General features: G+C 36.7%; 14 protein-coding genes and 1 pseudogene. 4 read left to right on the top strand and 11 right to left on the bottom strand.

Going from position 1 to position 12569, the window contains the following annotated elements; genetic code table 11:
* Nucleotides 1–235 precede the first annotated feature (235 nt).
* Nucleotides 236–436, top strand: a complete 201-nt coding sequence (locus P8610_RS03245; RefSeq protein WP_394603050.1) for a YolD-like family protein — start codon at nucleotides 236–238, stop codon at nucleotides 434–436.
* Nucleotides 437–632: 196 nt separating this feature from the next.
* A pseudogene (locus P8610_RS03240) lies at nucleotides 633–1121 on the top strand (asparaginase); the annotation flags it as partial.
* A 34-nt stretch (nucleotides 1122–1155) separates the two neighbouring features.
* Here the strand turns inward: P8610_RS03240 and P8610_RS03235 are convergent.
* The 6 genes from P8610_RS03235 to P8610_RS03210 form a co-directional block, all read right to left on the bottom strand.
* Nucleotides 1156–2142 (bottom strand): YpdA family putative bacillithiol disulfide reductase, encoded by a 987-nt coding sequence (locus P8610_RS03235; RefSeq protein ID WP_394603049.1) that lies wholly within the window; start codon nucleotides 2140–2142, stop codon nucleotides 1156–1158.
* A gap of 101 nt (nucleotides 2143–2243) precedes the next feature.
* Nucleotides 2244–3527 carry a Glu/Leu/Phe/Val family dehydrogenase gene (locus tag P8610_RS03230; RefSeq protein ID WP_289495290.1) on the bottom strand — a complete coding sequence of 428 codons (1284 nt, stop codon included), beginning with the start codon at nucleotides 3525–3527 and terminating at the stop codon, nucleotides 2244–2246.
* A gap of 238 nt (nucleotides 3528–3765) precedes the next feature.
* The gene (locus P8610_RS03225) at nucleotides 3766–4683 is read right to left on the bottom strand and encodes a D-alanine--D-alanine ligase family protein (RefSeq protein ID WP_394603048.1); all 918 of its coding nucleotides are present in this window, start codon (nucleotides 4681–4683) and stop codon (nucleotides 3766–3768) included.
* A gap of 302 nt (nucleotides 4684–4985) precedes the next feature.
* Nucleotides 4986–5576: a genetic competence negative regulator gene (locus tag P8610_RS03220; protein WP_394603047.1), complete on the bottom strand. Its 591-nt coding sequence runs from the start codon at nucleotides 5574–5576 to the stop codon at nucleotides 4986–4988.
* A gap of 98 nt (nucleotides 5577–5674) precedes the next feature.
* Nucleotides 5675–6586, bottom strand: coding sequence for a MerR family transcriptional regulator (locus P8610_RS03215; RefSeq protein WP_289495286.1), 912 nt, complete (start codon nucleotides 6584–6586; stop codon nucleotides 5675–5677).
* 65 nt (nucleotides 6587–6651) lie between these two features.
* Nucleotides 6652–7404 (bottom strand): metallophosphoesterase, encoded by a 753-nt coding sequence (locus tag P8610_RS03210; protein WP_394603046.1) that lies wholly within the window; start codon nucleotides 7402–7404, stop codon nucleotides 6652–6654.
* Between the two features lie 175 nt (nucleotides 7405–7579).
* Between P8610_RS03210 and P8610_RS03205 the strand changes: the two genes are divergently transcribed.
* The gene (locus P8610_RS03205; RefSeq protein ID WP_289495283.1) at nucleotides 7580–7795 is read left to right on the top strand and encodes a hypothetical protein; all 216 of its coding nucleotides are present in this window, start codon (nucleotides 7580–7582) and stop codon (nucleotides 7793–7795) included.
* 4 nt (nucleotides 7796–7799) lie between these two features.
* Here the strand turns inward: P8610_RS03205 and P8610_RS03200 are convergent, their stop codons facing one another.
* The 5 genes from P8610_RS03200 to P8610_RS03180 all read right to left on the bottom strand — a co-directional run bounded on the left by P8610_RS03200 (nucleotide 7800) and on the right by P8610_RS03180 (nucleotide 11921).
* Entirely contained in the window at nucleotides 7800–8252 is a 453-nt protein-coding gene (locus tag P8610_RS03200) for a DUF2663 family protein (RefSeq protein WP_289495282.1), read from the bottom strand.
* Nucleotides 8253–8449: 197 nt separating this feature from the next.
* Nucleotides 8450–8758, bottom strand: a complete 309-nt coding sequence (locus tag P8610_RS03195) for a hypothetical protein (protein ID WP_289495281.1) — start codon at nucleotides 8756–8758, stop codon at nucleotides 8450–8452.
* Nucleotides 8748–9371: a CPBP family intramembrane glutamic endopeptidase gene (locus tag P8610_RS03190; RefSeq protein WP_394603045.1), complete on the bottom strand. Its 624-nt coding sequence runs from the start codon at nucleotides 9369–9371 to the stop codon at nucleotides 8748–8750. The genes P8610_RS03195 and P8610_RS03190 overlap by 11 nt, the downstream gene beginning before the upstream one ends.
* 2 nt (nucleotides 9372–9373) lie before the next feature.
* Nucleotides 9374–10873 carry a RecQ family ATP-dependent DNA helicase gene (locus P8610_RS03185; RefSeq protein WP_394603044.1) on the bottom strand — a complete coding sequence of 500 codons (1500 nt, stop codon included), beginning with the start codon at nucleotides 10871–10873 and terminating at the stop codon, nucleotides 9374–9376.
* Nucleotides 10851–11921: a helix-turn-helix domain-containing protein gene (locus P8610_RS03180; RefSeq protein WP_394603043.1), complete on the bottom strand. Its 1071-nt coding sequence runs from the start codon at nucleotides 11919–11921 to the stop codon at nucleotides 10851–10853. Before P8610_RS03180 ends, P8610_RS03185 begins: the two co-directional genes overlap by 23 nt.
* A gap of 229 nt (nucleotides 11922–12150) precedes the next feature.
* Here P8610_RS03180 and P8610_RS03175 point away from each other — a divergent pair, with 229 nt between their 5' ends.
* Entirely contained in the window at nucleotides 12151–12399 is a 249-nt protein-coding gene (locus P8610_RS03175; RefSeq protein ID WP_289495277.1) for a ferredoxin, read from the top strand.
* Nucleotides 12400–12569: the final 170 nt, after the last annotated feature.

The following is a 12569-nucleotide window of genomic DNA, read 5'->3' as shown; positions in this document are numbered from 1 at the left end:
ATCACCCACTTTTATCTTACAGTTAAAGGGAATTACTTACTATAAATAATTTTTAATGGGTGTGTAAAATGACATGCTAGGTTTTTGTACTCAATTAGGGGTATCCATGAGGCTAAAAACTGCATAAAAATAACGTTTTTTTATAATAACAAAAAAACAAAGACAAATTAATCAATTAAATTACACCTTTTAAGAACATTTGTTCGTGTTATGATATTACTAAAGGAGTGATATTATGACTATTCGAGATCGGGGTAACATTAAGTGGACAAGTTTGATGCTACCTGAACATGTTAAGGAATTAAGAAAATACATACATGAGGAGTATTACGATATACCTGAACCTAACGTAGATGAACAACAAATGGATAATATGAACGAATTGATCCTTGAAGCAATGGAATTCCACTTCCCTTTAAGGTTTACATTGTATTAAAACAAAAGGTTAATTGAATTATCTGGTTATATTCACTTTATTTATCAAAATAAGAATGAATTTCGTATTAAGGATTTTAATAATTGTCTTCATACAATTGATTTTTCAAAAATAAAAAATATAAATAAAAGCTAAGGGGATAGACCATTCTCTTGTCGAAAAAACGAATTTACTGTCGCTTTTTTGTTAGTAAAACAAATTACATACAAGTAACATTGCTACTTTTCAGAGTCCTCAATATGGACCGATCGGAATTGTTACAAAAAGAGGGGTTCTGTTTCATCATACACCACTGAAATCCAGTTCATTTCACGTTAAGAAATTTTCTAAAAATGTCATCTTACTAAAAGCATATGCAGGAATGGACGGCAGTTTGATAAAAGCCGCAACAAACGCTACAGACGGAGTCGTCATTGAAGCTTTAGGACAAGGCAACTTGCCGCCTGCGACGGTTCCCGCGTTAAAAGAACTCATATCAAATGGAATACCAGTTGTACTCGTTTCTAGATGCTTTAACGGAATCGCACAAGATATATACTCCTATGAAGGTGGAGGAAAACATCTGAAAGAACTAGGTGCCATCTTCTCAAACGGTTTAAATGGACAAAAAGCACGTTTAAAGCTGATGATCGCACTCGAAAACACGAGTGACTGTAATCAACTGCAACAGCTTTTCCTTGAATAGCACAACAAAGAAACCGATAACCCGCATTTAGGGATTACCGGTTTCTATTTCTTTCTTCAATCGTTTTAGCGATCATCTCACCGTGAAATCTTCCATTTTCAATAAAGATTTCATTTGCATTATTACCTGCTGCAATAACACCTGCTATAAATAGCCCTTCAACGTTTGTCTCCATCGTTTCTTCGGAAAAACAAGGCCGCCCTGTTTCTTCCTGTATGCTTACTCCCATATTAGAAAGAAACTTATGATCAGGATGATAACCTGTCATAGCAAATACAGCATGAAACGGGTAATACTTCTCTTCCCCACTTTCATTCACATAAATGCCATCATCGGTAATTTTATTTACAGAAGCGTTAAATGTCATTTGAATATTGCCTGTTTTAACTCCAGCCTCAAATTCCGGAAGCACCCAAGGCTTTATACTTGGTGAATATTCACTGCCTCTATAAAAGACATGAGGACGAGCTCCTGCTTTTTCAAGTTCAAGGGCTGCATCTATCGCTGAATTCTTCCCGCCAATCACAGCTACATCAAGATCATAGAAAGGATGACCCTCATTAAAATAATGAAAGACATGAGGAAGATCTTCTCCTTCAATGTTCATTAAATTAGGGTTGTCATAATAACCAGTTGCAATAATTACCCATTTCGCTTCATAGAACAATGTCTCTTTTTTTCTATTTATTGTTTGAATGGTAAATTTACCATCTGACCTTTTTGTAACAGATTTCGCTTTTTCAAATGTGCGTACATGAAGCTTGTTTCTCTTTACGACTTCACGATAATACGTTAACGCATGAATCCTTTTAGGCTTTCTTTGTTCGTGCACAAAGGGGAAATCCCCAATTTCAAGTTTTTCGCTTGAGCTGAAAAACGTTTGATGGGTCGGATATTGATAAATGGTGTTCACAACATTCCCTTTTTCAATCACACAATACGATATGCCTTTCTTTTGCAGGGCAATAGCAGCTGCTAGCCCACAAGGCCCTCCACCGATAATACAGACTTCAATCTTCAATTCTTCACCACTCCAAAAAAACGCTAATGTTCTTTTATTATCATGCCAAAAAAAATCTCCTATCATCAATGATAGGAGATTTAGTATAAGTTTGCAAAAATTTAAATCCATCCTCTGAAGCGAGAAGCCTCAGCCATCTTACGAACACCAACCATATATGCAGCTAGTCTCATGTTTACTTTTCGGTTCATGGCAGTGGTATAAACTGTTTCAAACGACTTTACCATAACTTTTTCTAACTTTTCTTCTACTTCTTCTTCTGTCCAGTAATATCCTTGATTGTTCTGAACCCATTCAAAATAAGAAACCGTTACTCCACCAGCACTAGCTAAAACGTCTGGAACCAATAGAATTCCTCTTTCAGATAAAATTCTAGTTGCTTCAAGCGTTGTCGGTCCGTTTGCTGCTTCTACAACAATCGTAGCTTTGATCTGATGTGCATTTCTTTCAGTAATCTGGTTTTCAATGGCTGCCGGTACTAAAATATCGCAATCAAGTTCTAGCAGCTCTTGATTAGTTATCGTATCTTTAAATAATTTCGTTACTGTTCCAAAACTGTCACGGCGTTCTAGCAGATAATCAATATCTAAGCCTTCTGGGTCATAAAGACCACCATAAGCATCTGAAATAGCGATTACTTTAGCGCCAGCATCGTGCATAAATTTAGCAAGGAAACTTCCTGCGTTACCAAATCCTTGTACAACTACACGAGCACCTTCAAGTTGGATGCCTTTTTTGGCTGCTGCCTCACGTATACAGATCGTAACACCTTTAGCTGTTGCTGTTTCACGTCCATGAGATCCACCTAAAACAAGTGGTTTTCCTGTGATGAAACCTGGAGAATCAAACTCTCTAATTCTGCTATATTCGTCCATCATCCATGCCATAATTTGTGAATTTGTAAATACATCTGGAGCGGGAATGTCTTTTGTAGGTCCAACCAGCTGACTGATTGCTCTTACGTATCCACGGCTTAATCTTTCAAGTTCTCTAAAAGACATTGTTCGCGGATCACAAATGATTCCGCCCTTACCACCGCCGTATGGCAGATCTACGATTCCAGCTTTTAAGCTCATCCAGATTGATAGCGCTTTAACTTCTGTTTCTGATACATTCGGATGAAAACGAACGCCGCCCTTGGTTGGACCAACAGCATCATTATGCTGGGCACGATATCCTGTAAAAATTTTTGTGCTTCCGTCATCCATTTTTACCGGAATTCGAACAGTCAACATACGAATCGGTTCTTTTAATAACTCATAAACTTCGGAAGAGTACCCTAATTTATCGAGCGCATCCGCGATAACGGATTGCGTGGATTGGAGCACATTGTCATTTTCATGATGATTGTCGGATTTTTGGTCTGTAGTATTTTGGGCTGTCATTTGTTTACCTCCCATATTCGTCACCTCTAGAGTTTAGTCAAGCTTCATCGTCAGTATACACCTTTGTATAAACAATGAGAAGAGAAATTTAGTGATTTTCGCCTAAAAAGTAAACGCTTTCTTAAGTCACGAACTGTTAAGAAAATATCTAATTTTCTGCCAATATACCTATAAAGCTTGTCTCTTGAATATTTTAAGTTTTCCCCGCCTGAAATATCAGGCGGGGACATGATCAGACTTATTTCTTTAAAGATAGTTCGATCAATTTTTCAATCATGGATGGGTAATCCATACCTATTTCATTTGCAGCATCCGGAAACAGACTTGTCGGTGTCATACCTGGCAGCGTGTTTACTTCTAAAATGACAGGTTCTGATCCATCGTGAGGCACGATAAAATCAACACGTGAATAAACTTCACACCCAAGCACCTCATGAGCCAGAACAGCCTGTGTTTGCAATAGCGCTGTTGTTTTTTCGTCTAGTCGTGCAGGAACATAGTGGATACTTCCACCTTCTGCGTATTTTGATTCATAATCATAATACGCATTTTTAGGTTCGATCTCGACAACAGGAAGAGCTTTATACTTACCGTGTTCCCCCATCACCGCAACGGTAACCTCTTTTCCACTTACAAATTGTTCTACAAGGATCGTATCATCATGTAAAAATGCTTCTGAGATTCCTTTCAGCAGTTCTTCATGATTTTGAGCGATCGTAAGCCCAATCGTAGATCCTTCTCTGTTTGGTTTAACAACTGCCGGAAAATCAAATGACAGTTCTAATTGATTCTCATCGTATGACTTGCGATAAAGAACTTTCTCTTTTGCGATATTGATACCAGCATCTTTAAAGAACTGTTTAGATTTTGCTTTATCCATAGCGATACCTGATGCTAATGCACCTGACCCTACGTAAGGGATCTCTAGCATATCTAAAAGCCCTTGTAATCTGCCGTCTTCACCAAATTTGCCATGAAGTCCTAGAAAGACAACATCTGCTTCTAGATCTAGCAGTTCATTTAGCCGCGAAGGATGGAAATCAATCCCCGTTACCTGATGCCCTTTGCTTTCAAGCGCAGAGATGATTTGTTTTCCTGTTGATAATGATACTTCGCGTTCAGCAGATACACCGCCGTATAAGACTGCAATTTTCATTTTAATGGTCACTCCTAGCCCAAAAGTTTTATGTATTTATTATATTCCCTGCCGTCATAACGGTTCAGAGGATGAAAAAATATTAATAATCATAACACGTTTACTCTCTAAATTCACAATGATATATACATGATAAAAATATATTCTGCCATCTGCTGATAAATGGATTGATTCAAAACAAGTACTTATCGATGGAGACTCAAAGTTTGCAAAAACAGCCTTTAAGAACAAAACTTTAAACGACGGCCACTAGATAAAAATTCAAAATAAATAAGGACGCAAAAATTTGCGCCCTCTCTTTTTCACTTGAAATAACGGTACAGTTCACTGATTGCCTCTGTTTTCATCAACTGTTTCCCATACTCAATCACTCTGTAGCTTGTAATTGTAGAGGAGCTGCCGAACTCAGCAAGAAGAGCTATGAATAGATCAAGGTCTACTGGTTTGACCTCATCTTCTTCAAACTTTAAGTAAAAGTGATTATTAAAAGAATACAGAGTTCCACCCTTAATCTCTAGCGAGTGAAGACGTTTTGCGAGCAAAATAACATCTTCAAAAGATGAAAACTCATAAAAAATCTCATCGTTCTCATCTAAGGTGACCTGCATTTCTATATAATCTTCATCATATTCTTCTTCAAGTTCATACTCATTGATTCCTTTAGTAACAATAACAACCATACCTTGAGCTGGAAGTGAAAAGACCTCAACCGCAATAGGACCATCAGCTTTAAATCCCACTTCATCATCAGCTTCAGTCATCATATCACGGAAAAGCTGATGCACTTTCGGAATATCCTGCCATATTTCTTCCTTAGAAATACCACGTTCATTCAGGTCATCAAAAGTTAGGAAGATTTTTATTTTGTTATAGGTTAACCGTTCTACCCGCATCTCTGGTCCCCCTTACGATCGGCGCTATTATGACTTAATATCAATATATGAGTTTGTAAAAAGTTGGTGATAAACATCCAAGCAAATAATCCCAAAAGTTAATTATTTCTCAGATTCTGAGAAATCCAGTCGTCCCATTCTACTTTGGCACTCCCGATTAGAAAAGAATCATAATCTTCTTGAATATCTAAAGGTAATTGGCTGATAGCCGATCCTCCTACACCGAATGCGGTATTTGGAAACTGTTCTTTCAGTCCGTTTACCCATCTAAGTGTTTTCGTAGAATTATTTACAATCGTACACGAGAAAAACACCATTTTAGGCTCTACTTCTTTTATTACAACCTCAAAATCTTCTTTTGGTATGCCATGACCTAAGTATATAACTTCAAATCCTTTTCTTCTTAAAAACAGTGTAAACATTAGAAGACCCAATTCATGTTCTTCATCTAAGCCACATGCTGCAATTACCTTTGGCAGATAAGGATCGGATGGAAGCCATTGAATAAGTTGTCCAATTTTACTCCTTAAAAAGGATGAAGTAAAATGTTCGTGTGCTACTGTGATTTTCTGTTCTTCCCAAAGGTGTCCTACGCGTACTAATAATGTACCCAAAATATCAATTATGACTTTTTCCAAATTATACATACTAAACGCTTGACTCAATAGATCGTTTGCTTTTTTTTCTTGAAACGTTAATAGAGCTTCTAATATCATGTTACTCATTTCAGCTGCCCGATCTGTATTTTCAGCTGCAAAAGGAGCCGCTTCTTTATAAAGTTCCCCATTTTGCGCAACATCAACCGCTTGACTGATCGTAAACCCCTGATTCACTTTATTCACTAGCCATTTTAATATGTATACTTGTTCGTCGGTGTATAATCTATGGCCAGCTTCGTTACGTTTAGGCTGAACAATAGAATAGCGTCTTTCCCAAGCTCTTAGTGTACCTGCTTGAATGCCAAGCATCTTAGAAACCGCTTTAATGTTATATTTCCCTTCACTAGGCATCCGTTCTTCCTCCAATAAATAGGTTAAGAAGAGTATATCTAATAAATCATTATACTGTAAACTTTTTACCTTGTAAGTGAAAGTAAATGCGTTTGACTTGGTGCACCTAGCCGCAAAGGCAAATGGGTTGCACCATAACCGTTACTCACTAAAAGAATGTGTGTATCCTCTCTGTACCAGCCACCTTTCTTAGCTATTCCGAAAGGTCCTAAGCGTATTTGACCTCCGTGTGTATGGCCGGAAATTACGAGCTGGATGCTGTGATGCGTTGAAATACTTTTTGATATATCAGGATTATGACTGATTAAGATTCTGCACTGAGACTGGCAATCATGTAATGCATCTTCTAAGGAAGAATAGCCTAAAGATATATCATTTATGCCAACGAGTTCTATTTTTTCATTATTTTTTTTTATGCTGAAACTGGTGTTGTCTAGAATTCGAGCTCCCTGTTTAACAATCGTATCCGCAAGCTGTGCAGGTTCTACATCATAATCGTTATTTCCCCACACAAAGAATACAGGTCCCAATTTTGAGAGCAGCTTTATGTTATCTTCTACCCTTTTCATCGGAACTCCTTTTTCAACAAGATCGCCTCCGATTATGACCAAATCTGCTTTTTTTGCTACAAGAACAATTTCTTCAGATATTTTTCGTTTATGAACATCCGAAATAAAGAAAATTTTAAAGTTTTCAAAAGATCTCGGGAGCTTGTCAATCTTAACTGAATCAAATATGACACGATTTCGGTGTGCTTCAATATACATATATAGTAACAGGAGAAAAACTGCAGAGATAAATAAATATATAAAGATCATTATGGCCTCCTATAACGAGTCTAAATGATCATATCATACCATTCAAAACCGTCCTATGTGAAAGAATCCACATTAAATTTTTTGAATATTTAAAAAATGTGAGTTGAAAAAATTGTAAATTTGCCTTATGATTAATTTACATGATTAACCAAAATGATAGGAGAGGGAAAACATCATGACATTAACTAAATTAAAAAATAAGTCTCTCGTGACTGACCTAGATTTATCCTATAGTATGCGCCTTGGACTGCCGATCGAAGTTTATTGCCCTGAAAAACATGAAACTTTGGCCTTTGGCAGAATCGATCATTTTTGCGAAATGACAGTGGTTATTCAAGGTCAGCGCCACGATCGAGAATCTTGTTTATTTTTCGGTTGTCCTTGTAAGTAAAACCTTATTTGTGAAGAATATTGATGTTATATTCTTTTTTCATAAACTCAAAAACAACATGCCTCTGATCCCATTGATCCTCATCACTCCACCATTCTTCATTACGATCGATAAAATCTTTTCTGATCGCTTCGAAATCATCGTCAGCTTTTTTGTACTTCTTTTTCATCCAAATCATATAAAAGCTAGAGAAAATAAGAAAACCTGTACAAATCCATACCATTTCATCAGAAAACAATAAAGTTAAAGGATTTGCAAACATTGAGGCTGTGGGAAGTTTATAAAAATAAAGATATACGAAGGTAGCTAGCACAACAAAAATCATAGATAAACCCCATTGATTAATCGCTTTTTTCCATCTGTCTTTCTCTGCTTTTTTGTCCACAAGCTGCGCTAAAACCATACTTGTCAACTCATTGATAAAGGGCTTTATCTTCCAGTGATTCAATGCATTCATACGCATAACCTCCTGTAAAATAACTATGCCTATACAAGCAGATTCATGCTTTTTAATAAAAGGTTGTCTTCGCATACCAAGTTAGGAAAATAAAAAGCCAAATGCATCAATCCTTCAGAAAAGAACCTTTATAAGAAGTATTCTAAATACACACAAAAAAAAGATAAAATAAAGACCGTCAGTTTTTCTGACGGTCTTTATTGTTCGATCTCCACTTGCTCGATCCCCTTTTTATCTTCACTATGTACAGGGATATATATATCTTTGGACCACAATTTATAAGTTAGGGTAATTCCAATCAAAAGTATAAATGCACATAAAAGAAGACGTGTAGCCAAAAATGTTGTTTTCCTTTTTACACTTTTGGCTTCTTTCTGCTTTTTTTGACTGTCCCTTCTTTTCCCGTGGACCTCACTCCTAGATGGCAAAGATTGAGTCTTTTGATTACCGTCAATTTGGCTATCGACCACTTTTTCCCTTAAGTTTTCTGCTTGATCATTCGTCATCCTGGTCCACACTCCATATCTCGCTGTCTTTGTTTTTGTTTTTGCTATGTCTGGCAATCCAGCAACCTGATATAAAATCAATTAAAAAATGTGCGAAAAAAGGAACCCAAATGTTTTCTGTCCATTCATATAGCATACCTAGCCAAAAACTAAGACCCGTAACTATGCTAAATAGAATGGATTTTTTTATATATCTAACATGCAAAAACGCGAAAATAATACTTGTTAAAGTAAGGCCAATTAATGGTTGAAGAACTCCTCTAAATAACCATTCTTCAGAAAAAGCGATAATTCCTGTCAGAATTAGAATATGAGGATACGAAAGTGAACTGAATATTTTTTCATTAATTCCGCCGTCATCTAAAGCATCAGAATGAAGCCGTTTTTTTAACTGTATTGATAAAAAAGGGAATAACAAACCTGTTCCTACAGCCACGGTCCACTCATTAGCAGAAAGAGAAAGCTTGTTAAAGTCCCAAGGAAAAGGAACATTAAATAGAAATGCTGCGCCTAATGCTGCTGCTATAAATAAACTCTGTGAAAGATAAACATTCATTATAAGCTCTTTATGTGTGATCTGATCGATCCAGTCGTTTTTTACAGGTTTGCTCATCCTTAATTGTACACTTCCTGTCTGAATAGTCGTTTTAGTTCATCTTCCCATCGTTCATATGAAGTGTTTAGTTGGTCATGATTTCCATAAAAGCAAGAGATTTCAGCTTTACAGTTGCTGCAGCACAAGTCAGTTTCTTCAGTTTCGTCTTCACCAAAATAATCCAGCAGTCCCTTTCGTTTGCAATCGATACTGTTTAACCACGTTTCAATCATTTGCAAAGATTTTACCTTTTCGGTTTTTCTTTGTTCGATTTTCTTTTTCAGTCTCAACTTTAACGATGCTTTTTCCTCGGTTGAAATGTCTGATCTGTTCAAAAGTCCATTTTTATTTAAGTGATATTCCATAAAGCGGTGGGCAGTTTCTGACAGCCCAGACATTTGCAACTTTTCTGAAAAAGTATGTTGGTCCAGATGCTCGTAATCTGAAAATAAATAATCGACCTGTGTAGCATCAGGCAGTTCTTGATCAATAAAATGATACGGAATTTCAAGATCAGCAGGATGAAATAGAAGAATTGCTGCAGATTGTTTTGAATCCCTGCCCGCCCTTCCAATCTCTTGTATATAACCCTCAATTGTAGACGGGGTGTGAAAATGAATAACATAACGAATATCAGCTTTATTTATGCCCATTCCAAATGCATTTGTACAAACAATTAAATTCAACTGAGATTGAAGAAACTGCTTTTGAACAAGCAGCCTTTCATCGGGATCCATACCGCCATGATAATAAGAGACATCTTTCACTCCACGATCTTGCAATAGCATAACAAGCTGTTCGGCAGCATTCCTCGTATTTGTATATATAATTCCAGGTCCTTTTAATTTTTCTACAAGTTTCATAGCGCGCTCAAATTTTTGTTCATATTCATCAAAATACTCAACAAAGATAGATATGTTAGGACGATTCACACTATGAACGTGTATCTTAGCATCATGCATGTCCAAATGCTGTAAAATATCGTTTCGGACCTTTGGTGTAGCCGTGGCCGTTAGAGCGAGACAAGTAGGATTTCCCATCTCCTTTTTCATAAGAGCCAAGTCTAAATAAAAGGGACGGAACTCATGACCCCACTGTGAGATACAGTGTGCCTCATCAACTACAAACAATGACCATTTTACCGACAATAATATGGAGCGAATAAAAGGGTTTTGGATAATCTCAGGGCTCACAAACACAAATTGGTAGTTTTTAATTTGTTTTAAGATTACTTGCTTCTCACCGTAATTTAAGAAACTGTTCAGAGCAACTGTTCTTTTGAAGCCCGTCTGTTTAAACTGATCTACTTGGTCTTGCATCAGAGATACGAGTGGGGATACAACGAGCGCCCTACCTTTTAATAGATGAGCTGCCATCTGATAAATTAGTGTTTTCCCTGTCCCTGTTGGCAGCATACCTAAAACATCGTGCCCTTCAAGCAGGTCCGATATGATCTCTCTTTGTCCAGGTCTAAACTTTGAAAAGCCATATAGTTCTTTAAGCGCTGCTTCCAGTTGCATGTTTTCCACCTTCTTTTGCCAATACCAGCCTTATCTGCAAATACGAAAGATGAGGAAATGCATCTTTAAACGGCCGGAGTTTATTTTCTTTCGTTGTATTGTAAAACTTCTTTATGCTCTGAATCTCTTCCTCATTAACATATGGATGAATGGAGAAGTCGGAAATCTCGCGAGCGAACTCCACAAGGTGATCTTCAATTGTACTGGCCTTAATGTTCCTCATTTCCATTATCTCTTGAAGTGTCTTTCCCTTGTTCAGCATTTCGTAAGTATGAGAAGCAGATTTTGTAAGTGCTGGAACGTCAGACAAGGAACAAAATAAAGAATGGAAGACGGGATATTGCTGTTTCTTCTCAGCAGCATTTTGAATAAATGCGTGCAGTACAGATCGGAAACGAAGAATCGCTTCTCTTTCACTGATGCCTGTTTCTCGTGCAACTTGTTCAAAGGTATTTCCGATACGATTATAACCGGACAGCTTCCTTACAAAAATATCTGCACTTAGAGGGGCATGGATCAAGAGCAATCGCGACATCTCATGATATAAAGATTCAGCTTTTTCTTTTCTTTCTGTTTCAGATCTTGGAAATAAACTTTTAACTTTTTGAACGGCCAGGTGGTCTCTAACGATTGGGGAGTAATCTACATTGTCATATAGAGAGTTTGAGAGTGCTTGCACATATAAAGTTAGAATATGCCAGCAAGCAGACTCAATAGATGCATATTTTAAGCCGTTCAAATTATTTAAGAATGAAAGTCTTTCTTTTTCTTTTAAAAGGACTTGTTCCCCTGTTTTTGTGACCACGTATTCTTGGTCTCTATTTGAAACTATCCATTTTTCATTCAAAAGAATCTCTATTGTTTCTGTATATGCCGTATTCGTTATACCTTTTAATGCAGCGTAATAGTGTTCAATCCCAAACCATTGACTATCAGACAAAGACTGAGAGGTTTTCTTTCCTGTAACAATATAATAAATGCCTGAACCTTTTCGGCTGCCATTCACTTTATGAAATATATCTAATAAAACGACATGACAAATATCCATACTAAATCACCACACGATATCATATAATCTATCTTATCAGATTTAAGGAAATTTAAGAGTAAAAGTGTTATATTTTGAGGAAGGATGGGAATAAAAGATATGATGAGGTTATTAATTTTCTATTGAAAAGTAGAGGGATACTTATTACAATATGATTAGTAGACCCTTAATTTAAAATGGTTAAATATGTAAGCGGGTATTTTTTTCAATTCCTTAGGAGGTATTCACTATGCCAAAGTATACGATTGTTGACAAAGAAACTTGTATCGCATGTGGAGCATGCGGAGCTGCAGCACCAGACATTTACGATTATGACGACGAAGGAATTGCGTTTGTAACTCTAGACGATAACCAAGGAATCGTTGAAATTCCGGATGTATTGTTAGAAGATATGCAAGACGCTTTTGAAGGCTGTCCTACAGACTCCATTAAAGTTTCTGAAGAGCCTTTTGATGGTGATGCATTAAAATACGAATAGTACCAAGTTTTCACCAAACCCTCTTTTCAGAGGGTTTTTTCTTTATTTTATTAAGGATGATTCTCATTGTCAATTAGTTTTCTAATAATGAAACCGCTATCATAAAAATCGTGGTTGTACCCTTCTTCAGAATGTGTTAAATTATCAAAATATTGATACTACTTATACAA

It is taken from the genome of Fictibacillus sp. UD (assembly GCF_043558025.1).
Classification (GTDB): domain Bacteria; phylum Bacillota; class Bacilli; order Bacillales; family Fictibacillaceae; genus Fictibacillus.
This window is presented reverse-complemented; position numbering and strand designations above follow the sequence as displayed.

What these genes read in the sequence shown, in the direction of transcription:
- P8610_RS03245 (WP_394603050.1), top strand. Translation starts at nt 236, where the DNA reads ATGACTATTCGAGATCGGGGTAACATTAAGTGGACAAGTTTGATGCTA.
- P8610_RS03230 (WP_289495290.1), bottom strand. Translation starts at nt 3,527, where the DNA reads ATGACAGCCCAAAATACTACAGACCAAAAATCCGACAATCATCATGAA.
- P8610_RS03225 (WP_394603048.1), bottom strand. Translation starts at nt 4,683, where the DNA reads ATGAAAATTGCAGTCTTATACGGCGGTGTATCTGCTGAACGCGAAGTA.
- P8610_RS03220 (WP_394603047.1), bottom strand. Translation starts at nt 5,576, where the DNA reads ATGCGGGTAGAACGGTTAACCTATAACAAAATAAAAATCTTCCTAACT.
- P8610_RS03215 (WP_289495286.1), bottom strand. Translation starts at nt 6,586, where the DNA reads ATGCCTAGTGAAGGGAAATATAACATTAAAGCGGTTTCTAAGATGCTT.
- P8610_RS03210 (WP_394603046.1), bottom strand. Translation starts at nt 7,404, where the DNA reads ATGATCTTTATATATTTATTTATCTCTGCAGTTTTTCTCCTGTTACTA.
- P8610_RS03205 (WP_289495283.1), top strand. Translation starts at nt 7,580, where the DNA reads ATGACATTAACTAAATTAAAAAATAAGTCTCTCGTGACTGACCTAGAT.
- P8610_RS03200 (WP_289495282.1), bottom strand. Translation starts at nt 8,252, where the DNA reads ATGAATGCATTGAATCACTGGAAGATAAAGCCCTTTATCAATGAGTTG.
- P8610_RS03195 (WP_289495281.1), bottom strand. Translation starts at nt 8,758, where the DNA reads ATGACGAATGATCAAGCAGAAAACTTAAGGGAAAAAGTGGTCGATAGC.
- P8610_RS03190 (WP_394603045.1), bottom strand. Translation starts at nt 9,371, where the DNA reads ATGAGCAAACCTGTAAAAAACGACTGGATCGATCAGATCACACATAAA.
- P8610_RS03185 (WP_394603044.1), bottom strand. Translation starts at nt 10,873, where the DNA reads ATGCAACTGGAAGCAGCGCTTAAAGAACTATATGGCTTTTCAAAGTTT.
- P8610_RS03180 (WP_394603043.1), bottom strand. Translation starts at nt 11,921, where the DNA reads ATGGATATTTGTCATGTCGTTTTATTAGATATATTTCATAAAGTGAAT.
- P8610_RS03175 (WP_289495277.1), top strand. Translation starts at nt 12,151, where the DNA reads ATGCCAAAGTATACGATTGTTGACAAAGAAACTTGTATCGCATGTGGA.